Origin of the sequence: Bifidobacterium reuteri DSM 23975 (assembly GCF_000741695.1) — a bacterium.
GTDB lineage: Bacteria > Actinomycetota > Actinomycetes > Actinomycetales > Bifidobacteriaceae > Bifidobacterium > Bifidobacterium reuteri.
This window is the reverse complement of sequence record NZ_JGZK01000008.1, coordinates 26,417-52,097: the sequence shown is the minus strand read 5'-3', so window position 1 is coordinate 52,097 and position 25,681 is coordinate 26,417. Positions and strand designations below refer to the sequence as shown.

25 protein-coding genes are annotated in these 25,681 nt (G+C 60.0%); 19 read left to right on the top strand and 6 right to left on the bottom strand.

Going from position 1 to position 25,681, the window contains the following annotated elements; translation table 11 throughout:
• Nucleotides 1-143 precede the first annotated feature (143 nt).
• The 10 genes from BREU_RS08095 to BREU_RS08050 all read left to right on the top strand — a co-directional run bounded on the left by BREU_RS08095 (nucleotide 144) and on the right by BREU_RS08050 (nucleotide 8,540).
• Nucleotides 144-902 (top strand): LytR/AlgR family response regulator transcription factor, encoded by a 759-nt coding sequence (locus BREU_RS08095; RefSeq protein ID WP_052382085.1) that lies wholly within the window; start codon nucleotides 144-146, stop codon nucleotides 900-902.
• 246 nt (nucleotides 903-1,148) lie between these two features.
• Complete coding sequence (locus tag BREU_RS08090) at nucleotides 1,149-2,684, top strand: Hsp70 family protein (RefSeq protein WP_044089575.1); 1,536 nt, start codon at nucleotides 1,149-1,151, stop codon at nucleotides 2,682-2,684.
• 102 nt (nucleotides 2,685-2,786) lie between these two features.
• Nucleotides 2,787-3,251: a nucleotide exchange factor GrpE gene (locus BREU_RS11310; RefSeq protein WP_161788311.1), complete on the top strand. Its 465-nt coding sequence runs from the start codon at nucleotides 2,787-2,789 to the stop codon at nucleotides 3,249-3,251.
• Between the two features lie 132 nt (nucleotides 3,252-3,383).
• Nucleotides 3,384-4,571, top strand: a complete 1,188-nt coding sequence (locus tag BREU_RS11305; RefSeq protein WP_052382083.1) for a J domain-containing protein — start codon at nucleotides 3,384-3,386, stop codon at nucleotides 4,569-4,571.
• A gap of 20 nt (nucleotides 4,572-4,591) precedes the next feature.
• Nucleotides 4,592-7,033 (top strand): FtsK/SpoIIIE domain-containing protein, encoded by a 2,442-nt coding sequence (locus tag BREU_RS08075; protein ID WP_044089574.1) that lies wholly within the window; start codon nucleotides 4,592-4,594, stop codon nucleotides 7,031-7,033.
• A gap of 22 nt (nucleotides 7,034-7,055) precedes the next feature.
• Nucleotides 7,056-7,307 (top strand): hypothetical protein, encoded by a 252-nt coding sequence (locus tag BREU_RS08070; RefSeq protein ID WP_044089573.1) that lies wholly within the window; start codon nucleotides 7,056-7,058, stop codon nucleotides 7,305-7,307.
• Between the two features lie 59 nt (nucleotides 7,308-7,366).
• Nucleotides 7,367-7,630 carry a hypothetical protein gene (locus BREU_RS08065; protein WP_044089572.1) on the top strand — a complete coding sequence of 88 codons (264 nt, stop codon included), beginning with the start codon at nucleotides 7,367-7,369 and terminating at the stop codon, nucleotides 7,628-7,630.
• Nucleotides 7,631-7,643: 13 nt separating this feature from the next.
• A complete protein-coding gene (locus BREU_RS08060) occupies nucleotides 7,644-7,850 on the top strand; it encodes a hypothetical protein (RefSeq protein WP_044089571.1) in 207 nt (68 codons plus the stop codon).
• 64 nt (nucleotides 7,851-7,914) lie between these two features.
• The gene (locus BREU_RS08055) at nucleotides 7,915-8,181 is read left to right on the top strand and encodes a hypothetical protein (RefSeq protein WP_044089570.1); all 267 of its coding nucleotides are present in this window, start codon (nucleotides 7,915-7,917) and stop codon (nucleotides 8,179-8,181) included.
• A 41-nt stretch (nucleotides 8,182-8,222) separates the two neighbouring features.
• Nucleotides 8,223-8,540 (top strand): hypothetical protein, encoded by a 318-nt coding sequence (locus tag BREU_RS08050; RefSeq protein WP_140462558.1) that lies wholly within the window; start codon nucleotides 8,223-8,225, stop codon nucleotides 8,538-8,540.
• 86 nt (nucleotides 8,541-8,626) lie between these two features.
• Here the strand turns inward: BREU_RS08050 and BREU_RS08045 are convergent, their stop codons facing one another.
• From BREU_RS08045 to BREU_RS08020, 6 genes are all read right to left on the bottom strand, one after another.
• Nucleotides 8,627-10,141: a class I SAM-dependent rRNA methyltransferase gene (locus tag BREU_RS08045; RefSeq protein WP_081886623.1), complete on the bottom strand. Its 1,515-nt coding sequence runs from the start codon at nucleotides 10,139-10,141 to the stop codon at nucleotides 8,627-8,629.
• A gap of 53 nt (nucleotides 10,142-10,194) precedes the next feature.
• Nucleotides 10,195-10,764: a hypothetical protein gene (locus tag BREU_RS08040; protein WP_044089568.1), complete on the bottom strand. Its 570-nt coding sequence runs from the start codon at nucleotides 10,762-10,764 to the stop codon at nucleotides 10,195-10,197.
• A 283-nt stretch (nucleotides 10,765-11,047) separates the two neighbouring features.
• Nucleotides 11,048-11,659 carry an HAD family hydrolase gene (locus tag BREU_RS08035; protein WP_044089631.1) on the bottom strand — a complete coding sequence of 204 codons (612 nt, stop codon included), beginning with the start codon at nucleotides 11,657-11,659 and terminating at the stop codon, nucleotides 11,048-11,050.
• Nucleotides 11,660-12,008: 349 nt separating this feature from the next.
• Nucleotides 12,009-12,869: an aldo/keto reductase gene (locus BREU_RS08030; RefSeq protein ID WP_044089567.1), complete on the bottom strand. Its 861-nt coding sequence runs from the start codon at nucleotides 12,867-12,869 to the stop codon at nucleotides 12,009-12,011.
• A gap of 131 nt (nucleotides 12,870-13,000) precedes the next feature.
• Complete coding sequence (locus BREU_RS08025) at nucleotides 13,001-14,578, bottom strand: alpha-N-arabinofuranosidase (protein ID WP_044089566.1); 1,578 nt, start codon at nucleotides 14,576-14,578, stop codon at nucleotides 13,001-13,003.
• A gap of 152 nt (nucleotides 14,579-14,730) precedes the next feature.
• Nucleotides 14,731-15,990, bottom strand: a complete 1,260-nt coding sequence (locus tag BREU_RS08020) for an MFS transporter (RefSeq protein WP_044089565.1) — start codon at nucleotides 15,988-15,990, stop codon at nucleotides 14,731-14,733.
• Nucleotides 15,991-16,295: 305 nt separating this feature from the next.
• On the opposite strand from BREU_RS08020, the gene BREU_RS08015 reads away from it, so the two are divergent.
• The 9 genes from BREU_RS08015 to araA all read left to right on the top strand — a co-directional run bounded on the left by BREU_RS08015 (nucleotide 16,296) and on the right by araA (nucleotide 25,602).
• A complete protein-coding gene (locus BREU_RS08015) occupies nucleotides 16,296-17,357 on the top strand; it encodes a LacI family DNA-binding transcriptional regulator (protein ID WP_044089564.1) in 1,062 nt (353 codons plus the stop codon).
• 278 nt (nucleotides 17,358-17,635) lie between these two features.
• Nucleotides 17,636-18,001: a 50S ribosomal protein L19 gene (gene rplS / locus BREU_RS08010; RefSeq protein ID WP_044089563.1), complete on the top strand. Its 366-nt coding sequence runs from the start codon at nucleotides 17,636-17,638 to the stop codon at nucleotides 17,999-18,001.
• 193 nt (nucleotides 18,002-18,194) lie between these two features.
• Nucleotides 18,195-18,455, top strand: a complete 261-nt coding sequence (locus BREU_RS08005; RefSeq protein ID WP_044095901.1) for a hypothetical protein — start codon at nucleotides 18,195-18,197, stop codon at nucleotides 18,453-18,455.
• Nucleotides 18,404-19,198, top strand: a complete 795-nt coding sequence (gene lepB, locus BREU_RS08000; protein WP_081886620.1) for a signal peptidase I — start codon at nucleotides 18,404-18,406, stop codon at nucleotides 19,196-19,198. The genes BREU_RS08005 and lepB overlap by 52 nt, the downstream gene beginning before the upstream one ends.
• A 191-nt stretch (nucleotides 19,199-19,389) precedes the next feature.
• On the top strand, nucleotides 19,390-20,145 hold the full coding sequence (locus BREU_RS07995; protein WP_044095899.1) for a ribonuclease HII: 756 nt from the start codon (nucleotides 19,390-19,392) through the stop codon (nucleotides 20,143-20,145).
• 168 nt (nucleotides 20,146-20,313) lie between these two features.
• Entirely contained in the window at nucleotides 20,314-21,393 is a 1,080-nt protein-coding gene (locus BREU_RS07990; protein ID WP_375137580.1) for a LacI family DNA-binding transcriptional regulator, read from the top strand.
• A 152-nt stretch (nucleotides 21,394-21,545) separates the two neighbouring features.
• Entirely contained in the window at nucleotides 21,546-23,192 is a 1,647-nt protein-coding gene (locus BREU_RS07985) for a xylulokinase (RefSeq protein WP_044089560.1), read from the top strand.
• A gap of 150 nt (nucleotides 23,193-23,342) precedes the next feature.
• Complete coding sequence (locus tag BREU_RS07980; RefSeq protein WP_044089558.1) at nucleotides 23,343-24,035, top strand: L-ribulose-5-phosphate 4-epimerase; 693 nt, start codon at nucleotides 23,343-23,345, stop codon at nucleotides 24,033-24,035.
• A 49-nt stretch (nucleotides 24,036-24,084) separates the two neighbouring features.
• Nucleotides 24,085-25,602, top strand: coding sequence for an L-arabinose isomerase (gene araA, locus BREU_RS07975; protein WP_044089557.1), 1,518 nt, complete (start codon nucleotides 24,085-24,087; stop codon nucleotides 25,600-25,602).
• Nucleotides 25,603-25,681 lie beyond the last annotated feature (79 nt).

Here is a 25,681-nt window from a genome sequence, read left to right as displayed (position 1 = left end):
ACATTTGATTCGGCGATTATTACAAATACTCAAAACCTGTCTGGTATTGACGCGGGGCATATTTAAGATGCATTCCAGAAGCACCTGAGTGTTTGCCGAGAGGAGAAAGGCGTGGGGGGGGGTATACGGTTTCCGTCGCCGTTGTGGACGACGACCAACAAGCAGCCAACGCGCTTGCCGAACGATTGCGCGCAAGCGTCGTGAGCGTCTCCTCGTCTGCGCTTTTTCGTCCAGGCAAGGGGCGTGACGCAGGCAACGACATTGCTCCTCGGCAGGACCCGGTGTGCTTTGAAGTCTCGGTATTCACGGATACGCAGTCATCGGAATCCGCGCTCGCCGATTGCGCATATGACATCGTGCTTATGGATATCCACCTCGGTGATGAGGAGACGGGCATAGATGTGGTGCAACGGCTGTTTTCTTCAGGCTTCGATACTCAGATCATCTATGTCACGGGATACCCGCAATTTCATACGCAGGTGTATGCCACTGAACATCTGAGCTTCCTGACCAAGCCGGTCTCCGATGATGATCTTCATGCTGCGCTCGCCAAAGCCGTGCAGATTATCGACAGCCGCCGCAGCCGTCCGATCCGTGTGTATTCCGGTACCAACATGTATGCGATCGAACCTCGCGAAATCCGATACATCGAAAGCACCCGCCGAGTGCTGCACATCCATGCCATCGGTGTGGTGGACACCTATGCCACGTTGAGCCAATTTTGCCGGTTGCTGCCGCATCAGTTCCTGCAATGCCACAAAAGCTTTGTATTCAATATGGATTTCTTCAAGGTGTTCACCGGAGATCGCATCATTCTGCTCACCGGAGAGTCGATTCCGGTCAGCCAGCGCAGACGTGCATATACGCGTGAGCGCCTGAGTGCCTATTTTCGCGGCATCTGACGAATCTACGCGACCCTGATCGGGGCATGCGCTACATGCCGGCATACGAGCCAGAAATACAGTCAACGAATTTCCGGAGCAGACCACTGGCACGCCACTGGCAGGCCACTGGCACACCGCGTTCGGCACCCTGAGAACTGCGATTTTGACCCCAGCAATATCGTTAATGGCGTCGCTCTGGTGTCCCGGGAATTCGACATTAGCCTTGAAATCGTTCGGATATCGGGCGCGAGAGAGAAGGGCGCTATGGCGGTAATCGGAATTGACCTGGGAACCACGTATTCGGCTGCGGCGGTGTCCGTCGATGGGCACAGCGCGCAGGTGCTGCCCAATCAGGAAGGACTGAATACCACTCCTTCCGTGGTGTTCTTCCCTGATACCAATGGCGCAGAAGAGCCTCTGGTCGGTGAGATGGCCAAGAATTCCGCCGCCGGCTCGCCGTACAACGTGGTGCAGTTCATCAAACGGCAGATGGGCAACCCCGATTTCGTATACACTTCGCCGAACGGCACGGATTTCCGTCCGGAAGAGATCTCGGCCCTTATCCTCAAATACATCAAGCAATACGCCGAGCTTGATCTGGGCGAGCCAGTGACTGATGTGGTGATCACTGTGCCGGCGTACTTCGATGACGCCCGTCGCACGGCGACCAAACAGGCCGGCAAGCTTGCCGGGCTGAACGTGCTGCAGGTGTTCAATGAACCTACTGCGGCGGCGATCGCCTATGGCTTGACTTCCCAGAACAACGGCCGCGTGCTGGTCTATGACTTGGGCGGTGGCACATTCGACATCACGCTGATGGAGATCCGCGACGGGTCGTTCAACGTGATTGCCACCGATGGCGACCCGAATCTGGGCGGGTTCGACTTCGATAATGAGATCAGCGATCTCATCGTCGCCGATCTCGCCAAGCAAGGATATGAGGTCGATGAATACGACGACCAGTTGCATGCGGAGATTCGCGAAAAGGCGGAGATTCTCAAGCGTGGCCTGAGCAATGTGGCACAGAGCACCGCCATCTTTACCATCGACGGCAAGACCTACCGCGTGCGTATTACACGCGACGAGTTCGAACAGGCCACTGAGACGCTGCTCAATCGCACTCGTGAGCGGCTTGAGTTGCTGCTTGAGAACCAGCACGTGCAGTGGAGCGATATCGATTACTTGCTGATGATCGGTGGCTCGACGCGCATGCCGATGGTACGCAAGATGCTGGAGCAGATCTCCGGCCGCCAGCTCAAGCATGAGATCGATCCGGACACGGCTGTGGCAATTGGTGCCTCCATTTATGCGGCAAGCCTCAGTGCGTCAGGCAATGGTTCCGTTGCATCGTGTGCCGCCGGTGCCACTGGCTCGGACATCATCATTTCCGATGTCACGTCACAGTCGCTGGGCGTGATTGTTGTCGGCTCGGGCGGCAGGGATATCAACAGCATCATCATCCGGAACAACACACGGATTCCTGCCAAGGCTTCGGATGTGTTCTACACGACCGTCGACAATCAGCGAGAGCTCAATGTGCAGGTCACCGAAGGCAACGATGACGACCCGAAGTATGTGAAGATACTGGCCAATCAGATCTTGCCCGTGCCGCCGCATCCTGCAGGTTCTCCCATCCGCGTCACGTTCGCCTATGACATCGACCAGACCGTGTTCGTCGAGGTCGAGGATCTGACGGAGAACAAGTCGCTTGGCACCTTTGATATCGACCGCACAGCGAATATGTCCGCGGACCAGCTGATGCAGGCCCGCACCAAGATTGACGGCATGAACGTGGACTGAGGAAAGCGAGAGGACATGACTGCACCGACATCTCAACCGAATCAGGATGCTGCAACATCCGCGCAACGACATGACGGAGTCTCGCCCGATGATGTCGCGCGCATGCTTGACGGCATCGATCAGTTGACCGATCTGTTCCGCCGTCGGCTACTTGATGACAAGGTCAAAGCCCAGGCGATCAACGCTTTGTCCGCAGCGGCGGATGCGCAGCGCCTCGCACCGCTGTGTCGCGAGTTCGCCTTGCTGCTGGACCGGCTCGCAGCCTACCGCAGCGAAGACAAGGATGCGCAGGATTTCGTCGCTTCGATCGATGACGAGATCCTCGCGATTCTGGCGCATTACGGATTAGAGCCGATCGCATCGCAGCGAACCTTTGATCCGGCTGTGCAGCGCATCGTCGGCGTCAGCAGTACTGCTGAGGATGCGCGCCATGAAGCCGCCGCCACGCCCGACAACACGGTGGTGGCTGTTCAGAAAACCGGATACCGCCTCAATGGCACGGTCATCCGCCCGGAAGAAGTAATCGTCTACCGCAGCGCACGCACTACCGCAGAAGCTGACGCATAGAACGGGGACGCCGTCGGATCCGTAGCGTGATGCGGTGGCGTGCCCAATCAGTAGACCCCCAATGAATAGACCATCCCATCAGTAGACCACTCGATCAGTGGAACACAGGGATCATAAGAAGAAGGAGCCATCATGGCAGAGAAGGTCAATTACTACGAACTTCTCGGTGTCGCGCGTAACGCCGGCGCTGATGAGATTCGCGCCGCGATCAAGAAGCAGCGCACCATCTGGTCGAACCGAGCCTCGCGCGGCGGTACTGTCGGTGCCGAGGCGCAGAACAAGGTCAAGCTGATCGGCGAAGCCGAGAAGACGCTGCTCGACGATGCAGCCCGCGCCGCCTACGACCAGAGCCTGAATGACAAGCCTGAGAAGACGTGGGTCAATGATGGCGAACGCGACTGGTTGCAGATTGCTCAACATTATATTCAAGATGGCGATGTCAAGATGGCGGAGGCCGCCATTGAACAGGCTGAACGCCAGCAACCGGATAATCCCGAAGTGTGGGATACCGCAATAATGATTTATGAAAGCCTCGAAGAGGGGGCGGATTGGAATCGAGTGGAGAAAGCCGCCACGCAGGCCATTCTGCTCGATCCGGATAATGCCTTTGGATACGCTGCCCGTGGCGATGTGTATTGGAAAAAGGACGACGAAGACAAGGCTAGAAGTCAGTACCAAAAGGCATCCGAACTGGGACAGGCTCAGGGCAATCAAGCGATAGTGGATTATGTGCAAGAGATTTTGACGAGGATGGATATCTTCGATGTCCTAAGTAGCCGAGGAAGCCAACTCGATAAACGCTACCAAGCCGTGCTGAGTGAGTCGGGATTCATCAGCTATACGAAAGAGAATAAGGATGAACTTGCGTCGATTCAGGATGGGTATCGATCGTTGATACGCACGGTGGATAGTCTCAGTGCAAAGGTAAAGAACCCCACTTCCGATTTCACAAAGGATATAAGTTCAGAGAAATCTGAGATGGAATCCGAAATCAAGAGAATTGATGACATCCTTGACAAGGAAAAAGATGCGTTGAGAAAGCCAATTATCCTTAATGTTGTGGAGTTGGTTGTATTCTTCTTCATGTGCGTCCTTGCCGGGCCAGCTGGTGCGGTATTGGGTACGATAGGGCTCGTTATACCGCTGAACTGGCTATTGACCGGAGACAAGATTCCGTTCAACAATATCAATGATTTACCAGAGTGGAGTTTAGGCTACATCATTGGCAAGGGGCGTACGGCTCTCTGGATACTCGCCAATTTGGTGCTCGGTCTGCTGGCCATTTGGATTACCTCCCAAATGGGATACAAGGGACTCTGATTTCTACACAGTGATTCATCATGGCGACGCTGAACGTGGCCGGGCGCATTGCGCTCGGCCGAGAGGGATTACCGGTCGATGCGGTCGGTCGCGGCAACATCTGGCTTGAGGAGGATTATGGCCCCCGCACGGTGCAGATCGCGCAGGAGATCATGCTCAAGTCGTTGCTCGGCACCGATCCCGGCGAACTGGAACTCGTCGTGTTCGACTACAATCTGCGCGGCGTCGCCGCTCCTTTCGCCGGCCTGCAAGCCGACCATCTGCTCCGCGTGCTCATCACGGAGAAAGAACTGGGCGACTACTGCGTCAAGCTCGAGCAGCATATCCACGGTGTGCACACGGTGATTCAGGGACGTCAGCGCTCGCTGCTTGATTTCCGCCGGGCCACGGGTAAACGGGTGGAGAGCTACATACTGGTCGTCATCACCGCCGACATGTACATGCTCAATGACCATACCAAGGAATTGATGTCCATCCTGATGGCCGCAGGGCCAGCTGCGGGCGTCACCTTCCTCATCGTCTCGCCCACCCCGGATGACGCGAGCGTCATGTTCCTGTCGAACAAATGCCATGTCATCACCACGAACACGTCACTGACCCCTAACGTCTCAGCGAACACCATCATCGACTCCTGTGCTGATCTCGCCGAACGATTCTCGAAATCCACCATGGATCCGGTGCTGTTCGAAGACGTGTGTGATACGTCGCCACAGGCCATGTGGACGGGCAACAGCTCCGACGGCGTGACTTTCGACGTCGGCATGTACGGTCTCGAAACCACCCGCGTGACCATCGGCTCCAACCGTGAGCAGCTGCACAATGCGCTGATCACCGGCGCTGTCGGTCAGGGCAAGTCGAACCTCATAGCCGTCATCCTCCATAGCCTATGCCAACGGTATTCGCCGCGTGAGTTGGAGCTGTACCTCCTTGATTTCAAGGAAGGCGTCACGCTGCGGCAATATGCGAACATCGACCATCAGGACTATCTGCCGCATGTGCGTGCACTTGGCTTGGAAAGCGATGTGGAATTCGGTATGGCGGTGCTCCAGCACCTCTATGCCGTCTACCAAAGGCGCATGCGTCTGTTCAAACGCCATAGCTGCCAGAACATCAAGCAGTACCGTGAATCCACGGGTGCAGTCGTTTCCCGTATTGTTGTGGTGATCGACGAATTCCAGATGATGCTCGACGACAAATCTATGGCGCGCGACGTCGTGGCCATGCTGTCCAAGTCCACGCGCCTGTTCCGTGCTGCGGGCATTCACTTCATCCTCGCCTCGCAGACCATCGCCAGCGGCATCGAACTGAGCAAGGACTCCGACATCTTCGCGCAGACGCCGATTCGTATTGCGCATCGCAACTCCATTCGGGAATCCGAGGCGACGCTGGGTCTGGGCAATACGGCAGCCGCCGACCTGCATATGGGGCAGGCCATCGTCAACCTCGACTATGGCGCCATCGCCTCGAACCGTAAGGTCGCCGTTGCCTGGGCGGATGACGCCGTGCTTTCACGGCTGAGGCGAAACTGGTGGATTCACGCCCGCGATTTCACCAGGCCGCCATACGTGTATGACGGCACAAAGGTCATTCGTCTGGATGCCGCCTCGGCGGAAATGCTCGCCACGCGCGGCGGCCGGCCGGAACTGTTCGTGGGCGAGCGCATCTCGGTGGGTGGCTCTTCGCTCAAGCTTGACTTCGGCGAGGATTCCGGACGCAATATGGCGGTATTCGGTGCTGGTGAAGAGCAGTTCGACGATGCCGACATCGATGTCGATGAGGTGACCGGCATTGGTCCCGGTGCGACTGATGATGCGTCGGATGCGGATGCGGATGCGCAGGATGAGGAGCATGTGAACAATGCGATCGGATTGCTGCAGAATGCCGCGATAGCGCTCGCCCTTCGGAACACCAAAGGCAACGCGCAGTTCATCGTGTGCGATCTGACCGATGCCGATGCCGCGAAGCGCAATGACATGAACGGTTTCTATCAGTTCATGGAATCCATCGGATTCCCCGTGCAGCGCGTCGAAGGCAAGGCTCTTGGCGCGGTGGTGAACGATTTGGCTGATTCCCTGACCTCGCGGACCGCCGATGACGATCTGGTCTATCTGATCGGCTTCGGCCTCGACAAGGTGGCCGATATGCCGAAAAGTTTCGGCAAGCTCGTCAAGGACGGTCCGGCGAAAGGCGTGCATGTGCTCGGCTGGTGGATGAAGACCAGCGTATTCGAGTCGCACGTGGGTTTCGGCAACAACGGATACTTCGACATCAAGATCATGCTGCGGCTGGATGAGCGTGAAGTGCAGCGGCAACTCGGGCCATTCACGGCATGGAAGCCGCGCGCGAATCGTGCTCTCGTGGCCGACAGCACGTATCTGTCCGAGCCGGTGACGGTGATTCCGTATACGCCGGTGAATCTGGAAACACGACGTCGCATCACATCGGCGTTGTTCGGATATTGAACCGCAGCGGAAAGGATTGTATATGGATGAAATCATCCAGCTTATCGATAGCTATGTTTCCCAATTGGAGCAATATAACAAGATTCTCGTCGAAGATCAGGTGAACTTGCAGAATAATCTTCGCGCGTTGAGTGAGGCGTTTAGCGGCGCGCGAAGCGGCGATGTTCAAGGATTCATCGACAGCGCGGCTACCGCGCGTGACTTATATTCCCAAGCCGGCGAGACCGTGTATCAGGCCAAGGAGCAGTTGGCGCAAATGCGCGACGGCTTGTGATGCGACAGTGATGCGACAGATAGGTCTCTCCATACACGCTGTAAGGAAAGGAACAAGTTATGGGAATGTATCAAGATAAGAAAGATGTACTCAAGCAGATTGCGGATCAGACGCTCAGCGGTGCTGGCGATACGCAAAAAGTGCAGGAAGAGCTTGAGCGGCTCGCTGCCGAAGTCAACAGTCAGCTGAGCGGCAGCGCCACGGGAGAACGCGCCGCGGCCATCCTAGACAATGCGGCGAGCGGATTACAGACTGTGGTCAGCGCTCTGCTTGAGGCGAAATCGAAGATGGATTCGTATTACTCGCGCCTCGAACAACTCTGATTGAGGGAATGATATGGATGATGATTTGCGTGCATATCTGCAGGGCGTGAAGGATCAGGTTCATGCGCAGTATGAAGTTATCGACGATAGGTATAAATCCGTCGAGAGCAACATCAATACACTCTACGACGTATATGGCGGTGACAAAGACTACGTTGCGTTACTCGAGAATGTCCGAGCTCAGTATCGTGGAGTGTTTGGATGCCTTGAATCTTGCTGAAACAGAGTTTATTGCATTTTTCGGTTGTTTGTAATCGTGGGATTGAAATAGTCGGGAAGGTCTTATGAGCTTGATTCAGGATCGCCAGAAGATGCTCGAGCAGATGAGGGCCGATGCCGAAGCCGATATGCAGACCGTCATTCTGCTGGAGCGGGCCTTTACGTCGTTCGCCCATCGTGTGAATGCGGAGATTAAGGACGTGCCGGCGCCTTCGTTTGTATCGGCCTTGTCTGCGTTGAGCAATACGGCTGATGATCTGCATATGCTCGCCGTCAATCTTCGTGACGGTGCCCAGAAGGCCAAGGAGTATAGTCGTCGGCTCGGCATGTGATTGGGATATGCGCGAAGTCGGCGGAACGAAAGGTAGGCGATATGGAAGATGGCGAGCAGCTGTCTGATAGGTGGATGAGACTGCTTGCGCTCGGTGATCCGGAGGCCATCCTTGAGGAATTCAGGGGTCGTGCCGCCCAGCTCGATGCCATGCGCCAGCGTCTCATAGCCGAGGCGAAGGCGCTTGACGTCGGTTCCGATGCCGCAACGCAGATTGTTGATTCATTGCAACGTACCTCACGTCGTTGCGAACAGGTCATGGAGGATATCGCCACGTCCGGAGAGCTGCTGGCTGCGGGCAAAAGGGAGTGGAACGACTACGAGGAGCGGCGAATGCGCGCGATGCGGGATCAGCAGTAGCTTCAGCAGTAGCTCAGAGAGCTTTGAGTTGTGGTGCAGCAATTGCCGCATCGGCTCGGTTACTGCTGTTTCGTACGTGCGGCAGGTCACACCACCTGGAACAGGAAGCACTTGAGATAGTCGGTCTCCGGCACGCCCCAGACAATCGGATGATCCGGTGCCTGCTGGCGTTCCTCGATCTGCCGCAGGCGCACGCCGGCATCCTGCGCCGCTTCGGCGATCATGCGCTTGAACCGTTCGTGATCCATGAAATGCGAGCAGGAGCAGGTCGCCAGATAGCCGCCGCGCGGCAAGATGCGCATCGCCCGATAATTGATTTCGCGGTAGCCTCGTTCGGCTGAGCCGATGGTTCTGCGGCTCTTGGTGAATGCGGGCGGATCGAGGATGATGAAGTCGAAATGCTCGGGGTTGCGCGTGCGCTCTAGCTCGGGCAGCAGATCGAAGATATTGGCGACGGTGAAGTCCATGCGACCTGCGACATCCGGCCCGTTGAGCCGTGCGTTCTCCCGGGCCATGTCGATGGCGGTTTCGGATACATCCACCGCGCGCACGAATTCCGCGCCGCCGAGCGCCGCGTTGAGGGCGAAGGAGCCGGTATGCGTGCAGCAGTCGAGTACGCGCCGCCCTTGTGCCAATCGAGCCACGGCCCTGCGGTTGTACTTCTGGTCGAGGAAGAATCCCGTCTTCTGGCCGTTCGCGAAATCGACGTGATACCTGACGCCGTTCTCGGTGATGTCGGTGACGGTCAGGTCTGAATCGGCAGCGTCGGTATGAGCGGCAGCGTCTACAGTGTCGCCGGCACTGTCATCGTCTGATTGCGGCGACCACCAGCCGGTCGTCTGTTCCAGTCCTTCCAGAGAGCGCGTGGCGACATCATTGCGCTCGTAGATGCCGCGCAGCGACACCCCGTCTTCGGCAAATACTTTGATCAGTGCCGAGAAGACCACGGGCTTGAGGCGTTCCATGCCGGCGGACAACGTCTGAGTGACGAGCACATCGTTGAACCGGTCCACAATCAGACCGGGGAACTCGTCGGCTTCGGAGAAGATCACGCGGCAGGCATGCGCATCGTCGCCCATCACGGTTTTGCGATACTCCCATGCCCAGCGAACCTTGCGCTCCCAGAACGCGGGGGAGAAGTCATCGTTGGCGTTGCGCGTCACCAGTCGCACGCGGATGCGACTGTGCCGGGACAGCAGGCCGGTGCCGAGATACGAGCCCTTGAGGCTCACCACGTCCACAATCGAGCCGTCAGGCAGGGCCTCGAACGGAATGATCTCGTCCTCGGTCTGGGGTGCATTGAGGAGTTCCTTGCGCCGACGGCGCTCGCGGAAGTCGTTGGCGGGGCGCTGCCGCCGTGCGGATTGTGCGGATTGCTCGGATTGAGCGGGATCCGCGGATTGTGCGGAATCCGCTGCCTCTCCGGAGCCGGTCGAATCCCACGCTCCGGGCTTGAGCGAACCGTTATTGTCCCATGAATCGCCTGAAGGCAGCTCGAATCGCCTCACTTCGCCCTCGTACACCCAGGGATGTCCCTCTTCGATCGAGCGCGCGGCCTTTGCGGTAACCACGGCACGTGGGTGTGTTCTGTTCGTCTTCATAGCGTCATGTCCTGTTCGTCTATCGCATCCGGCTCACCCTTTATTGGCCTTTGTCAGTGTGTGAGCACGGGTATGAGTGTATCAGGGGAGAGGGGACCGGTCGGCAGGAATCCCGATACAGGAATCCGCATCAGACTGCGGTCTCGCGTGCCCATCGGGTAGTCGGCGTACGCGCAGATGCGATGCTGTCCGTAGCCGACGCGATACCGTGTCGGTTTGGATTCGGGCGCGTTCTGGTTTGCCGCGTCTTCCTGCCCGGTGCCTCCGGAGCGCTCGCCGCTGATGGCCGTGGCTTCGACACTCGGATCGCCGTAGCCGAACCACATCTCCAGAAATGTGCGCTCCCGCACCGAAGGAACATCGAATTCCAGCTCGGGTGATGCCTCAGGGTGCTTTTCCAGCTGTTCTGACGCCAAATCCATCTGACTGCGAACCGCGTTCCAGTCCATCGCGTCCCATTCGAGCCGGTTGTATTCCTTATGCCTGCTCGGCCAGAAATCGTCATCGAATGCGCCGTCATACGGTTCGCTTACCTGTGGGAATTCGAGACGGCCCAACGGGACCGCTTTCCACACGGCCTGCTGGCCGATTTCATTGTTGGCCGTCAGAGAAAACGCGACCATGATTACCCTCCGCCACCCTGATATCCTCTTGGCCGCGGGCGCTCAGTTACGTGCCGCGGTCGGCCGCCCCTTCAGCGGTCACCGGTTATATGTTCATTATGTGAATGATAAAGTCCGTAATGTGGACATTTATGAACCGAGGGTTCATGCTAGAACATGGTGGTCGGCCGCCGCAATCGGCGTCCGACTCGCGGACCGGGCGCGTCCGGCTCACGGAATTGATATGGCAGGCTCGCGGAATGTGCTTTCGGAGACTGGGCCGCTTGCGTAGTGTTTCGATACGCTACGCTTCCATGACCCGGGTGCGCACCCCGGCGGCATCAACGAATCGGATGGCCGGCAATCCTGCGACCTGCGCGCCGTCGATGTTGTATGGGGAATCGTCCACGAACAATGTGGACGCGCGGTCCACGCCGAACCGTTCGATTGCGAGGTCGAAGAACGCCTCATCCGGTTTGGCGGTGCCATTGCCGTCGCGGCCGGAGACGACGACGCCGTCCAATGCCCTGATGAGCTCCGGGAATCGGCTGGCCATGACGGGCCATGTGTCCCGCCCCCAGTTGGTCAGCCCCCAGATGTGGACGCCTTGATGCTGCAGGTCGGCCAGTAGCTCCGGCATGCCGGGCATCGGGCCGACCAGCGTGCGATCGATATGTGCCGCATAGACTCGCATCATCCGGCCCAATTGCGTGCCGTATTCCTCCTCGTATGCGGGCAGCAGTTCGGAATAGTCCGTACCGCGATCGTGCAGATCGTCGAAATACATGAATCCACAGCGATCGTCATCGGCAAAGAACGCTGCAACGTCCTTCTCAGGGAACAACCCCTCCAACGCGCGGCGCGGCTGCCAATCGACCAGCACACCGCAGAAATCAAAGATCACGTCGTTGACCATGTCCACCCGCCCTCCTGTTCTGGGCATATACGGTATATCAGTGGCTTGTCGAATCCTGTTCTGGGCATAGACGTATCACGAGGACGACGGAAACGGCCCCCTAGTGATACGTCTATGCCCAGAATGTGCGTAATGACACGGTTGTGCCCAGAATAAATGATGCGTGTATGCCCAGAATCCGTGATGGGGTGGGGTGTGCGGTCTGGTTATGCCCAGAACAGTCGGTTATGTCCAGGACATGTCGGGTGATTGGGTGGACGCGGCTCGGCGCAGCATCCGCTCACGCCGAACTGATAGGCGAAGGCGGATTATCCGTTCTTTAAGTGCGCGGTATCGCGGTGTCGGAGCCTTACTCCATGTCGAGCGGCTCTTTGCTGGTCGGCGCGGGGAATGCGTCGTCCAGCGCCGCGAGTTCATCCTCGCCGAGCGTGATGTCGAGTGCCTTGAGATTGTCAAGCACATGCCCGGCGCTGCCGCTGCAAGGAATCGCAATTGTATCGGGGCGTCGCAGCACGAACGCGAGCAGCACCTGCATCGGTTCCACACCATGTGCCGCGGCAATCGAACGTACCACGGGCGAGCCGAGCAGCCTGTCGTGCAATCGACCCGCCTGCGCCAGCGGGCAGTACGCCATCAGCGGCACCTGATGTGCGTCCATCCACGGCAGAAGATCGTATTCCACGCCGCGCGAGCCGAGATGATACAGGTCCTGGTTCACCGCACAGGCATCGCCGCCCGGAACGTCGAACAGTTCACGCATGTCGGCGGTGTCGAAGTTCGACACGCCCCAGTTGCGGATCAACCCGTCCGACTTGGCCTGTTCCATGCATTCCACGGTCTCGGCCAGTGGCACCGAACCACGCCAGTGCAGCAGGTACATGTCCAGATAATCGGTGCCAAGACGCCGCAGCGAGGCCTCCAGACTGTGGCGCAGGTGGCGACGTCCGGCATTGTGCGGGTAGACCTTGGAGACCAGAAACAGCCGCGACCGGTCACGCCCCGCAATCGCCCGCCCTACCAGCGACTCCGCGCGTCCGTCGGCGTACATCTCGGCCGTGTCAATCAGCGTCAGCCCGGCGTCAAGACCGGCCTGCAATGCCCCAACCTCCTGCCGCTCGGACCGCCGCCCCTCGGCCAGATGCCACGTGCCCATACCCAGCCTCGGCATCGCAGTGCCGTCGTGCAGCGTCACCGTCTCCTGGAAAGCCATATATCCTGCTCCTTAGGCCCTGGATTCATAAAAACAGGCTCATGCCGGGTTGCAAGCCGACATGAGCCTGAGGAACCGGTATTACTCCGCAATCCTATACGGGCAGGGGCCGAGACGGAACTTCCTTGAGATCAGGCCGTGAACCGCACTGCCGACCATGAAATCTCGGGTAGCACATAGGAGGCTACAGCACCATCCACGGACACGTTCAACACCTGCGGTACCACGGCGTCCGGCTTCTCGGCACTGTTGCGACGATACGGATCGTCGTCATGCAGCATCTCAGCGTGCGTCACCGCAAAACGCGTGGCATCCACGCCGGGCAGGCCGGAAACGTCAACGGAAAGCTCGTGCGCCGCGTCAGGATCACGGTTCACGGCCAGAATCAAGCCTTCGCGCGTTTCCTCATCCCAAGTCACCACGGCCTCCAGCGCCTGCACGTCGCCATACGTCTCGGTGTGGAACGTCGGGCCGTCAATCGCAGGTGCATACGCCACCCCGTGGGCGTGATTCGCGGCTTCGGCGAACGGGTAGAAGATGGTTTGCCGCCATGCCGGGCCGTTGTCCTCCGCCATGATCGGCGCAATGACGTTGACCAGCTGTGCGCGCGAAGCGGACCGTACGCGGTCGCAGTGCTTGAGCAGGGTGATCATCAGAGAGCCTTCGACCACCGCGTCGGACGCGGTGTACACGTCTTCGAGCAGATGCGGCGCCTTAGGCCACGGTTCGGTGTGCAGCCCCTCGGTTTCGGCCGCCTTCCACTCAGCCTCCTGCTTCTGCCAGATGTCCTGATACCACACGCCCCATTCGTCGAAGGAGATCGCGATGTCCTTGCTGCCATGGTTGGCCTCGCGCGCATAATCGGCGCAGGATGCCACAGTGGCGATGAACTGCTTCATATCCTCGGAGGAAGCGAGGAATTCGCGCATGCCTTCCGGCTTGTGCGACTCGTGGTCGTGGTCATGGTAATAGGCGTGCGCGGAGACGAAGCTCAGATACTCATACGCGCGGGTGAGCACGGTCTTCTCCCATGTACCGAACGTCGGCATCTGGGCGCTTGACGATCCGCAGGCCACCAGTTCGAGGCCGGACTCGGCGAGCTTCATGGCGTGCGCCACCTTCTCCACCCGGCTGGCGTATTCCTCGGGTGTCATGTGGCCCACCTGCCAAGGGCCGTCCATCTCGTTGCCGATGCACCACATGGCGATGTTCATCGGTTCGGGAATGCCGTTGGCTACACGGCGGTCCGCGATCGTGGTACCGGGTGCGCCGTTGACGTACTCCAGCTCATCGAGCGCTTCCTGCAGTCCGCGGGTGCCCATGTTGACCGCGAGCATGATTTCGGTGCCGGCCTTCTTGCTCCAGTGATAGAAGTCGTCGATACCGACTTCGTTGGTTTCGGTCTGGTGCCAGGCCAGCTCGCGGCGCACCGGGCGCTGCTCGCGCGGGCCGGTGCCGTCCTCCCAGCGGTAGTTGGAGACGATGTTACCGCCCGGGTAGCGCACGCAGGTGACGCCGAGCTCCTTGACGAGGTCGAGTACGTCGGTGCGGAAGCCGAATTCGTCGGCGGTTGGATGGGTCGGCTCATAGATGCCGCCGTACACGCCTCGGCCCAATTGCTCGACGAACGAGCCGAAGAGGCGACGGGGCACATCCGCCACGGGTGTGAAGGAGGAGATGGTGGTGTTGGGTTGGGGTATCGCGCTCATGATGCTGTCCTTAATGAAGCAGGTGCGTAATGACGAGGTTATGGGAATTGTGGATTGTGGTTATCGTTGACCGGAAGATCATCAGAGCCAGGTTGTGCTCATAGCAAGTATGGCGTCAAGCCTGGCTCATGGATGATGGGTGACAGTAGGTGTTACTTCACGCGCTTGATCATCATGATCAGCAGGCCGCCGATCACGCAGATGATGGTCTCGGCCGGGAAGATGGCGCGGTAGCCGAGGATGTTGATCACGCCGGCGGCGATCATCGGTCCGAAGACCTGTCCCAAGGTGTTGGCCATGTTGATGATGCCCAGATCCTTGGCTGCGGTCTTCGGGTCGGGTAGCACGGCCACGTTCAGTGCGCCGTCCACGGCGTTGTAGGCGCCCATGCCGATGCCGGCCACCAGCGCGTAGGCGAGCATGGTCCACGGCTTGGCTTCGATGAACGGGAAGAACGCGCCCACGCCGAGCATGATGGTGGTCACGGCCACCGGTGCCTTGAGACGGTGGAACTTGTCCGCCAGCGGGCCGGCGATGGCGCAGAACACGATGCCGGTGATCATGAGGATGACGGACATGATGGAGACGGAACCCGCGGTGGCCTTGTCGTCGAGCTTCATGTAATCGGTGAAGATGTACAGCTGGTAGCCCACGATCACGTACTGGCCGGTGACCATGAGGATCTTGCCGGCGAGCGCCAGATAGTAGTCGCGGCAGTTCTTGGTCGGGAACATGAAGTTCTGTTTCAGGGTGTCGAGGCTGAACTCTGCGCGCGGTTCGTCGAGGTTGCTGGGTTCCTTGGCGATGACGGCGGACAGGATGCCGCCGATTACGGCGAAGGCGGCGAGTACTTGAATTCCGGTGCCCACGTTGCCGAGGAACTGCGAGGCGATGATGCCGGAGCCGTAGTTGCCGAAGGCCATGCCGATGCCATAGAAGGAGGAGATGGTGCCACGCCAACGCGGGGCGACGCGGTCGGACAGTTGGGCGATCATCGGGGCGACGACGGCGTTGAGCACGGCCTGATAGACGGCCCATACGCCGAGCAGCACCGGGATGTTCGGTGCGGCGGACAGCAGCCACAGCAGAACGCCGGAGAGAATAGAGCAGATGACGATCCACGGGGTGCGCTTGCCGTGCTTGGTGCGGGTGATGTCGGATAGCGCGCCGGCGAGGATGTTGGCGATTGTGGCCACGACCATGGCCACTGCGGAGAAGGTGGCCACCAGGGTGACTTTGTCGTTTGGGGCGAGCTGCTGGATCTTGGCGGGCAGCAGGGTGACGGATGTGCCGACGTATGGGCCGAGCCAACAGGCCGGGCCGATGACCAGCGCCCATCCGATGCGCGTGGGCAGCTTCGGCTGCGATTCGTTGGTGACGCCCACCGTGGCGGTCGCTTCATTGGAAGACATGGGGGAAGTCCTTTCTTCGGTTGTTCCCTAGGCAACAACGCTGCATTGCATAGGCAAGAGTTATTCTCTCAAGAAACTTTCTTTCTATGAGAGAAACATCGATGTTCATTTGTGAACAATAACGCGAGGTGTTTGAAGTGTGAAATACGGCGTGTTTGTTGATATATCAAGGTTTATTGCGTATTGTGTATCTTTCATAAGAAAGAAGAAAGTTTCTAGAAAACTTTTCCTGTATGATGGGATGTGATGATATTTCGCATGGTGCCATCGCGTATTGCCTGTGCGGTGCCGTGGAGGAGGTTTGTATGGATTCACAGCGCACGTCATCTTCGCAGCGCGGTGCGGTGAGGGCGCCGGCCTCGCAGCCCGGTGGTGCCAAGCTGGCCCAGATTGCCCGCGAGGCAGGGGTTTCGCTCTCCACTGCCTCCAAAGTGCTCAACAATCGTCCGGGTGTTTCCGACGCCACGCGCAAGCGCATCGAACAGCTCTTGGAGAAGAACGGATACCGTCGCCGGCGCCGTACCGAACAGACCACCACCGATATCGTCGAGCTGCTGCTCGATGACCTCGACACACCATGGTCCGAGGAGATTCTCTCCGGTGTGCTGGCTGGTTTGCGGAAGCCATATGTCCCAGTGGTCTCCGCCCGGACCGGTGATAATTGGAGCATTGGCGTGTGGCTTGAGGAAGTGCTCGCCCGCCGCTCGGCCGGGGTGATCATCCCGCTGTTCGAATTCCCGAAGGAGGCCGAGGAGCGATTGGCAAGGTCGGGTATTCCGGCGGTCCTGGTCGATCCTACTGGTGATGTGCCCCAGAATGTGCCCACGGTGGGATCGAACGACTATGCCGGCGTGCGCGAAGCCACTGAATACCTGATTGCCCAAGGCCATACGCGCATCGCCTTCATCGGCGGTCCCACGTATCTGCAGACTGCGGCGGCCAGATTGGACGGATTCCGCGGGGCCATGCGGCAGGCGGGGCTTACGGTGGATCCCGCATTGGTCAGCTCCGGTGAATTCCGGTACGACGACGGCAAGAAGCATGCGTGCGAGTTACTGTCCATGCCGAATCCGCCCACTGCCATATTCGCGGCGGGCGACATGCAGGCCGCCGGCGTATATGCGGCGGCATGGGAGCGTGGCCTTCGCATACCGGACGATCTTTCGGTCGTCGGTTTCGATGATCTACCCACCAGCCGGCTGCTATTGCCGCCTCTGACCACCGTGCATCACGCCGTGCGTGAGATGGCGCAATTCGGTGCCGCCACCCTGATGCAGATCCTGGAAGGTTCCGCCGGCGGGATGCCCACGCACCTCGAACTCACCACCAGTCTGGTGATACGTGAGAGTGTCCGCAAGTTGCCGTAAAATCGTCGATTGCTGTGTCGAGAAGCAGGCCGCCGCATAAGCCGGCTTCTCCGTGGGTCCAGTCGAACGGTTTCGCCGTGTTCCGCCTTATGGTGCGGGATGTGCGCGATACCTGACTTTCGGCGGATCGGCAGGCCTCCCTGAGGCAAACCTGAGGGAAGCACGTCAGCGATCGCATCCGTTCGCGCTAATGGGGCGCGTCGTGCGCGGCAGGACCGCACGCGCGGCATGCGACGCCAAACCTGGGGCTGATATGCGGCAGCACTGAAGGAATAACAATGGTTAACGCTATTGAGGCTTTTGACGCCAAGCACATGAAGCCGGCCGAGGAGATCCCGGCCTTCCGTCCCGGCGACACCGTCGACGTGAACGTGAAGATCCAGGAAGGCAACAACTCCCGTATCCAGACCTTCACCGGTGTGGTGATCGCCCGTCAGGGTGCCGGCGTGCGCGAGACCTTCGTGGTCCGCAAGATCAGCTTCGGTACCGGTGTGGAGCGCCGCTTCCCGCTGCACTCCCCGTCCATCGACTCCATCAAGCTCGTGCGCAAGGGCCGTGTGCGCCGCGCCAAGCTGTACTACCTGCGCGCCCTGCGCGGTAAGGCCGCTCGTATCGTCGAGCGCCGCGACAACTCCGCCAAGTGAGTTCGTCCATCAGACGTTTGTTCGCATGCTGACATGGATGATGACGGTGTTCATCGCCCACATCGCAGCGAATGAGGCGTGAGATTCAGCCCGGAGGCCATCGGCTTTCGGGCTGAATTCGTAGAGGGCAAGTAAGATATCGCGCTGAGTGCCGATGAATGCGGTGCCGGACACGACCCACGGAGGATGCGTAATGCAGAACGATGAACATGGCCAGGGCGACGAGGCGCTGCCATATCCCGTGATTGGCGAAGCTGCCGGCGACCATTCGCAAGGTGTCGAAGGCCCCGTTCGCGCATTTGATTCGGGTGATTCCGTCGGCATGCCGGCTGCTGCTGACGTTACCGGCGCCGGAGCCAGTGCTGACGCTGCCTCAGCGGCCCTTACGATGACGAAGCATCGCTGGCTCGCGATTCGCGGACGGTTCAGGTGGCCGATCATGGCGTTGATGTGACGCCGGTGCCGCCTGCGGTGCCGATTGCCGCCGCTGCGGGTGCGGGCGCTGCCGCACTGGTTGCTGCCTCGGCGGCTCGCGGCGCGTCGCATGGCTCGGCTGGTTCCCGTAAGAAGGACGACAATAGTTTCACGCTGCGCGACTTCTTCCTGTGGTGCGGCATCCCGGTACTGGTCGTAGTACTGATCCGCGTCTTCCTTGTCGGTTTCTATGAGATTCCCTCCCGCTCTATGATGGACACCATCGTGCCCGGCGACCGAGTGATCGCCAGCAAGCTCACGCCGAAGTACTTCGATCTGCAGCGTGGTGACATCGTGGTGTTCAAGGATCCCAACAACTGGCTGTCCGAGGAGCAGAGCAGCGGGCTCGGCGGCGGATTCCTCATCAAACGACTGATCGGACTGCCCGGTGACGTGGTGGAATGCAAGGGCGCCGGCCAGCCGATCACCATCAACGGTGTGGCCGTCAACGAATCGTCGTACATCCGCCCGGGCGTCGACCCCAGTTCCTTCCCCTTCTCGGTGACCGTGACCGAGGGGCACGTGTTCGTCATGGGTGACAATCGCGCCAATTCAGCGGACTCCCGCTACCATCAGGACGATGGCGACCATGGTCTGGTGCCGATCTCCGATGTGGTCGGCACCGGTCTGGTAACCTACTGGCCGCTGAACCGCATCGGCATGCTTGACGCGCATCACGAGGTGTTCGCCGACGTGCCCTCCGCATCGTCCTCGGCTTCCTGAACCGGTTCCGCGTCTATGCCGATTCGCATCCCGTAAGACGCTCAGCCGGTGCTGTGCATGACATGGATAAGACACGGATGAGACAAGGCCATGACATGTCTATAACGCCGACACAGCCATAACGCCGACGCAACCATAACGACAGCACGGTGTCGACCCGAATATCAGGCAATCGAAAGGAACATCCCGCAGTGATCACCCCGACCCTTGAGCTCGAACAGAGCCTCGCCGCCCAAGGCTATGACCTGGTCGTCGGTTTCGATGAAGTCGGCCGAGGCGCGCTCGCCGGCCCGGTCATGGTGGGGTGTGCGGCCATCTGGTCGCGCGATCTGACCGCTGCCGATGATGGCGAAAGGCTTGATGTGCCCGGCGGGTGGGCCGATTCCAAGATGCTCACCGAACATCGTCGCGAAGCCATCTATGAGGAATTGTGCGATTGGTGCGCTGCCTGGCTGTCGGACAGGCCAGCAACGCCGAATAGACGAGTGGGTATCAGCCATGCCCTCGGCGTCGCGTCGTTGCGCGCGCTGACCCAAGTCGAGCACCGGCTCGGACTGCAATTGCCTGATACTTATTGGCTCCCCTCTGGAGGGGAGCTGGCGCCGCAGGCGACTGAGGGGAGGCCCATCACGGTCGGCGCAATCCTCGATGGCCCAAACGACTACATCACCAAAACACTAGGTACCTTCGACGCGCCGGAAGTGCCGATTCCGGCCACAGTCACCACCAAAGTCAAAGGCGACCAGCATTGCGCCACGGTGGCCACGGCCGCGGTGATCGCCAAAGTGACGCGAGACCGGCTGATGGTTGAGCTCGCACACAGCGATCCGCGATACGCGCCGTACGGGTGGGATCATAACAAGGGCTATGGTTCCGCCGCCCATCGCGCGGCCATCGCCAAGCACGGGCCGACGCCATTGCATCGCGTCAGCTGGCACCTCACCTGAGCATGCCGGTTGCGGCGCGACACGATGCTGTGAGCGTTCACGTCCAAATCAGCGCAACGCGCTAAAGTCTCTACCAACAGCATCGTAGGTTCGTGCACAGGATGCCGGCGACTGCGGAAAGGTTCAGGTGGTATGGTGGCCAACCGCGCAATCAATAAACGTCCTTCCATGTTCGAAGTGGCCAAACTGGCTGGAGTGAGCCATCAGACGGTGTCCCGTGTGATCAACAATTCGCCGGACGTCTCGGATGCCACGCGCGCCAAGGTGCAGGCAGCCGTGGATCAGCTCGGCTACCGCCCTTCCAACTCCGCCCGGGCGCTCGCCTCCCACCGATCGCGCACCATTGGCCTGATCGCCGGCGGTATGAAGTTCTTCGGGCCGATTTCCGCCATCACCTCCATCGAATCCATCGCGCGCGAGCATGGCCTGTTCATGAGCGTGATGATGGTGCATGAGGCATTGTGCACGCAGGCGGAATTCGACAATCTCTGCGATACGTTCATCGAACAGAACGTGGATGCCTTCATTTTCCTGACGCCCACTGATGTGATGTTCGCGGCGGCCTGCCGGGCCAAGGTCAACCAGCCGCGCGTCATCGTGACCTCCACGCACGGGCAGATGACCGTGCGCGAGGGGCTGAGCCTGATCTCCACGGACAACAAGCGCCGGACGGCACTGGTCGGCATCGACCAATGGGATGCTATGGCCAGAATCGTGGGAATGATGAGCGAATACGGGCACAAGTCGGCGCTGTACTTCGCCGGACCAAACGAGTGGCGCGATGCGCATACGCGTCTTGACGCATGGCGCAAGCTCTCCGCGATGCATTCCATCGATTCGCAGATCGTCCGCTGCCATACGTGGAATTCGGACGAATCCTATGCACAGATGAACCATCTGCTTGACGAATACGGCATGAAAGGCGCGCCGCTGCCCACTGCCGTGGTCTCCGCAAACGACAATCAGGCGGTGGGCATCATCCGCTCGCTGCATGAGCACAAGCTGCGCATCCCGCAGGACATCAGCGTGGTCGGTTTCGACGACATGCCGGGCATGGATAACCTCTATCCGCCGCTGACCACGGTGCAGCCTGACTTCGAGGCATTGGGCGGTGTGGCCATGCGCGAGACCCTGCGTCTGCTGGGGGAGGGACACGAGCCGGTGTTCCTGACCAATCAGCATGGAGTGGGGCTTATTCCGGCCAAGGTCAAGGCCCGCAGTTCGCTCGGCCCCGCCCCGCGCCGGTAGCGCACGTTATCGAACCGTTATCTACGACACAACGCTATAAGTTGTGTTGAACCCCAGTTATCGGTACATTGTTTTCTGGAAATTGTGAGCGCTAACAAAAACCCCAAGGAAGGGGAAGGAACCCCTTGGTGCTCCACGGCGTAAGGAAAGATATGGCAGCAATCGACAACGCGGCCGAACAGGTCGCTAACATCGCCGAGAAGATCCGCGCGGGCAAGACCACGCTGGGTATCGAATTCGGTTCCACCCGAATCAAGGCAGTCCTGATTGACGACACCTTCCACACCATCGCCTCCGGCGATTACAGCTGGGCATCCCATCTGGAAGACGGCCTGTGGAGCTACTCCACCAAGGAGATTTGGGGTGGTCTGCAGTCCGCCTACGCCTCCATGGCCAACGATGTCGAGACCGCGTACGGCGAGAAGCTTACCCGTATCGGCCACATCGGCTTCTCCGCCATGATGCATGGTTACCTCGCCTTCGACGAGAACGGCGAGCTGCTCGTGCCGTTCCGCACCTGGCAGAACACCAACACCTCCGAAGCCCACCAGAAGCTCTCCGAGCTGTTCCAGTACAACATCCCCGAGCGCTGGTCCATCGCACACCTGTATCAGGCGGTGCTCAACAAGGAAGAGCACGTCGGCAAGGTCGCCTACTTCACCACCCTGGCCGGTTATGTGCACTGGAAGCTCACCGGCAAGAAGGTGCTCGGCGTGGGCGATGCCTCCGGCATGTTCCCGATCGATCCGACCACCCACACCTACGAGACCGAATTCATCGAGAAGTTCGACGCCCTGCCCGAGGTCGCCGCCCAGCCGTGGAAGCTCGAGAACCTGCTGCCCACCCCGCTTGTGGCCGGCACCCCGGCCGGCGAGCTGACCGAGGAAGGCGCCAAGCTCCTCGACCCGACCGGCACGTTGGAGCCCGGCGTCGTGCTCGCCCCGCCGGAAGGCGACGCCGGCACCGGCATGGTGGCCACCAACTCCGTGCGCGTGCGCACCGGCAACGTCTCCGCCGGCACCTCCATCTTCGCGATGGTCGTGCTCGAGCGCAAGCTCAAGGCGCTGCATCCCGAAGTCGACCTTGTCACCACCCCGGCCGGCGATTTGGCCGGCATGAGCCACGCCAACAACTTCACCTCCGACCTCAACGCATGGGTCGGCCTGTTCGGCGAATTCGCCAAGGCCATCGGCAGTCCCGTGGACGCCGGCACGCTCTACGGCGCCCTGTTCCGCTCCGCCATCGCGGACGATGTGGATGCCAACTGCGGCGGCCTGCTCAACTACCCGTTCCGCTCCGGTGAATTCCTCGCCGGCCTGCCCGAAGGCCGCCCGCTGTTCGCCCGCAGCCCCGAGGCCCACATGACCCTCGGCAACTTCATGCGCGCCCAGCTGTTCTCCGCGTTCTCCCCGGTCAAGATCGGCATGGACGTCATGACCAAGCAGGAACACGTGCAGATCGACTCCCTCGTGGGTCACGGCGGCATCTTCACTACTCCGAAGGTCGCCCAGAAGATCCTAGCCGCCGCCTTCAACACCCCGATCAAGGTCATGTCCACCGCTGCCGAAGGTGGCGCATGGGGTATGGCCGTGCTCGCCAACTACCTGTGGAACACCAACGAGGAGCACACCAACCTCGCCGACTTCCTCGACGGCTGCGTCTTCAAGGACGCCAAGTCCGTCACCGAGACCCCTGAGGCTTCCGACGTGGTCGGCTTCGAGAACTTCTTCGAGCGTTTCACCAAGGGCCTGCCCATCGAGCACACCGCCATCGAGACCATCGATCTCGAAGACAAGTAATCCTGCAGCTCAGGCTCCCCTTGTCAGGGGAGCTGGCCGCTGTAAGCGGTCTGAGGGGTAGCGGAAGAAAATCCAGCCGGCCATCAGGCCGTCCATATCCACAATATTTCAACAAACGTCCATCCATCACAGTGGAAAGGAAAACCAACAATGGCAACTTTGGCTGATTACGGTCCTGAGGTCCGTGCCGAGGTCAAGCAGGTTCGTGAAGTCGTCTCGAACCTGCACCAGCAGCTCATCAAGTGGAACCTGGTCGTGTGGACCGCAGGCAACGTCTCCCAGCGTCTGCACACCGCCGACCTGTTCGTCATCAAGCCTTCCGGCGTGCGCTACGAGAACCTGACCCCGAACTCGATGGTCGTCGTCGATCTCGACGGCAACGTGGTCGACGGCACCGAGGCCCCGTCCTCCGACACCGCATCCCACGCGTACATCTACCGCAACATGCCTGACGTGTACGGTGTGGTGCACACCCACTCCACCTACGCCACCGCCTGGGCGGCCACCGGCCAGAACATTCCGTGCGGCCTGACCATGATGGGTGACGAGTTCGGCGGCCCGGTGCCGGTTGGCCCGTTCCGTCTGATCGGTTCCGAGGCCATTGGCGAGGGTGTCGTGGAGACCCTGAAGAAGTACCCGAAGTCCCCGGCCGTCCTCATGCAGAACCATGGCCCGTTCACGATCGGCAAGGATGCTGAAGGCGCCGTCAAGGCCGCCGCCATGACTGAGGAGGTCGCTCACACCATGTGGGCCGCCCGTCAGCTCGGCGACATCATCGAGATCGACCAGGCCGATATCGATAAGCTGAACGACCGCTACCAGAACGTCTACGGCCAGCACTGATTTAGCTTAAACAAAACCCCATAAACAACGAAGTAAAGGAAGTAACCCTATGGTTATGGAAAACCCCTTTGAGGGCAAGGAAATCTGGTTCGGCGTCGGTTCCCAGGACCTGTACGGCGAGGAAGCCCTGCGTCAGGTCGCCGAACACTCCGCCGAAATGGTCGACTACCTGAACAAGACCGGCAAGATCCCGGCCAAGATCGTCCTGAAGCCGACCCTGAAGTCCTCCGACGGCGTTAAGCAGTTCATGGTCGAAGCCTCCGCCAACCCGAACGTCATCGGTGTCATCACCTGGTGCCACACCTTCTCCCCGGCCAAGATGTGGATTCGTGGCCTCGAAGTGCTGACCAAGCCGCTGCTGCAGCTGGCCACCCAGCACCACAAGGAGATCCCGTGGGAGACCATCGACATGGACTTCATGAACCTGAACCAGGCCGCCCACGGCGACCGTGAGTTCGGTTACATCGTCTCCCGCCTCGGCATTCCGCGCAAGATCGTCGTCGGCCACTACACCGACCCGGAAGTCGCCGAGAAGGTCGGCACCTGGGCCCGCGCCTGCGCCGGCTGGGATGCCTCCAACAACATGAAGGTCATGCGCTGGGGCGACAACATGCGTAACGTCGCCGTTACCGAAGGCGACAAGACCGAAGCCGAGCGCGTGTTCGGCGCCTCCATCAACACTTGGGCCGTCAACGAGCTCGTCGCTGCCTACGACGCCGTCAAGGACGATCAGGTCAAGGAGATCATCGAGGACTACAAGGCCAAGTACGACGTCGACCCGGCTCTGCTGGACGCCAAGTACGACTCCCTGTTCATCGCCGCCAAGGAAGAGGCCGCGATGGTCAACATGATGCGTGCCAACGGCTGCACCGCCGGCGTCGACAACTTCGAGGACCTCGGCGCTCTGCCGCAGCTGCCGGGCGTCGGCCCGCAGCGCTTCCCGTCCGAGTACGGCTGGGGCTTCTCCGCTGAAGGCGACTGGAAGACCGCCGTCCTCGTGCGCATTGGCGCCGTCATGGGATACGGCCTTGAGGGTGGCGCTTCCCTCATGGAGGACTACTCCTACAACTTCACCGAGGGCAACGAGCTCGACATGGGCTCCCACATGCTCGAGGTCTCCCCGTCCATCGGCACCATCGCCAAGCCGAAGCTGGAGATCCACCCGCTGGGCATCGGCGGCAAGGCCGACCCGGTCCGCCTCGTCTTCTCCGGCGCTCCGAAGAAGGACGTGGTCGTCGTCTCCATGGCTGACGAGCGCGAGCGCTTCCGTCTGCTCATGGACGTCGTCGACGTCGTCGAGCCGCAGGGCTCCCTCAAGGAGCTTCCGTGCGCCCGCGCCGTCTGGAAGCCGAAGCCGGACCTGAAGACCGCCGTCCAGTGCTGGATCACCGCCGGCGGCTCCCACCACACCTGCATGACCACCTCCGTCGGTCGTGAGGCTTGGGAGGACTTCGCCCGCATCGCCGGTGTCGAGCTCGCCGTCATCGACGAGAACACCACCGCCCGCCAGTTCGAGAAGGAACTGCAGCTGTCCGAGATGTACCACCGTCTCGACAACCGTCACTGATTAGCTGTTGACTGCTGCAGCTAAGGAAGGGGCTGTTCCGGGAAACCGGAGCAGCCCCTTTGCTCTTAACTTAGGTAGC

What these genes read in the sequence shown, in the direction of transcription:
- BREU_RS08060 (WP_044089571.1), top strand. Translation starts at nt 7,644, where the DNA reads ATGGATGATGATTTGCGTGCATATCTGCAGGGCGTGAAGGATCAGGTT.
- BREU_RS08075 (WP_044089574.1), top strand. Translation starts at nt 4,592, where the DNA reads ATGGCGACGCTGAACGTGGCCGGGCGCATTGCGCTCGGCCGAGAGGGA.
- BREU_RS08065 (WP_044089572.1), top strand. Translation starts at nt 7,367, where the DNA reads ATGGGAATGTATCAAGATAAGAAAGATGTACTCAAGCAGATTGCGGAT.
- BREU_RS07980 (WP_044089558.1), top strand. Translation starts at nt 23,343, where the DNA reads ATGGCAACTTTGGCTGATTACGGTCCTGAGGTCCGTGCCGAGGTCAAG.
- BREU_RS11310 (WP_161788311.1), top strand. Translation starts at nt 2,787, where the DNA reads ATGCTTGACGGCATCGATCAGTTGACCGATCTGTTCCGCCGTCGGCTA.
- BREU_RS07990 (WP_375137580.1), top strand. Translation starts at nt 20,314, where the DNA reads ATGTTCGAAGTGGCCAAACTGGCTGGAGTGAGCCATCAGACGGTGTCC.
- BREU_RS11305 (WP_052382083.1), top strand. Translation starts at nt 3,384, where the DNA reads ATGGCAGAGAAGGTCAATTACTACGAACTTCTCGGTGTCGCGCGTAAC.
- BREU_RS08035 (WP_044089631.1), bottom strand. Translation starts at nt 11,659, where the DNA reads ATGGTCAACGACGTGATCTTTGATTTCTGCGGTGTGCTGGTCGATTGG.
- BREU_RS08005 (WP_044095901.1), top strand. Translation starts at nt 18,195, where the DNA reads ATGCAGAACGATGAACATGGCCAGGGCGACGAGGCGCTGCCATATCCC.
- BREU_RS08025 (WP_044089566.1), bottom strand. Translation starts at nt 14,578, where the DNA reads ATGAGCGCGATACCCCAACCCAACACCACCATCTCCTCCTTCACACCC.
- rplS (WP_044089563.1), top strand. Translation starts at nt 17,636, where the DNA reads ATGGTTAACGCTATTGAGGCTTTTGACGCCAAGCACATGAAGCCGGCC.
- BREU_RS08020 (WP_044089565.1), bottom strand. Translation starts at nt 15,990, where the DNA reads ATGTCTTCCAATGAAGCGACCGCCACGGTGGGCGTCACCAACGAATCG.
- BREU_RS08090 (WP_044089575.1), top strand. Translation starts at nt 1,149, where the DNA reads ATGGCGGTAATCGGAATTGACCTGGGAACCACGTATTCGGCTGCGGCG.
- BREU_RS08055 (WP_044089570.1), top strand. Translation starts at nt 7,915, where the DNA reads ATGAGCTTGATTCAGGATCGCCAGAAGATGCTCGAGCAGATGAGGGCC.
- BREU_RS07985 (WP_044089560.1), top strand. Translation starts at nt 21,546, where the DNA reads ATGGCAGCAATCGACAACGCGGCCGAACAGGTCGCTAACATCGCCGAG.
- araA (WP_044089557.1), top strand. Translation starts at nt 24,085, where the DNA reads ATGGTTATGGAAAACCCCTTTGAGGGCAAGGAAATCTGGTTCGGCGTC.
- BREU_RS08070 (WP_044089573.1), top strand. Translation starts at nt 7,056, where the DNA reads ATGGATGAAATCATCCAGCTTATCGATAGCTATGTTTCCCAATTGGAG.
- BREU_RS08015 (WP_044089564.1), top strand. Translation starts at nt 16,296, where the DNA reads ATGGATTCACAGCGCACGTCATCTTCGCAGCGCGGTGCGGTGAGGGCG.
- BREU_RS08050 (WP_140462558.1), top strand. Translation starts at nt 8,223, where the DNA reads ATGGAAGATGGCGAGCAGCTGTCTGATAGGTGGATGAGACTGCTTGCG.
- BREU_RS08045 (WP_081886623.1), bottom strand. Translation starts at nt 10,141, where the DNA reads ATGAAGACGAACAGAACACACCCACGTGCCGTGGTTACCGCAAAGGCC.
- BREU_RS08030 (WP_044089567.1), bottom strand. Translation starts at nt 12,869, where the DNA reads ATGGCTTTCCAGGAGACGGTGACGCTGCACGACGGCACTGCGATGCCG.
- BREU_RS08040 (WP_044089568.1), bottom strand. Translation starts at nt 10,764, where the DNA reads ATGGTCGCGTTTTCTCTGACGGCCAACAATGAAATCGGCCAGCAGGCC.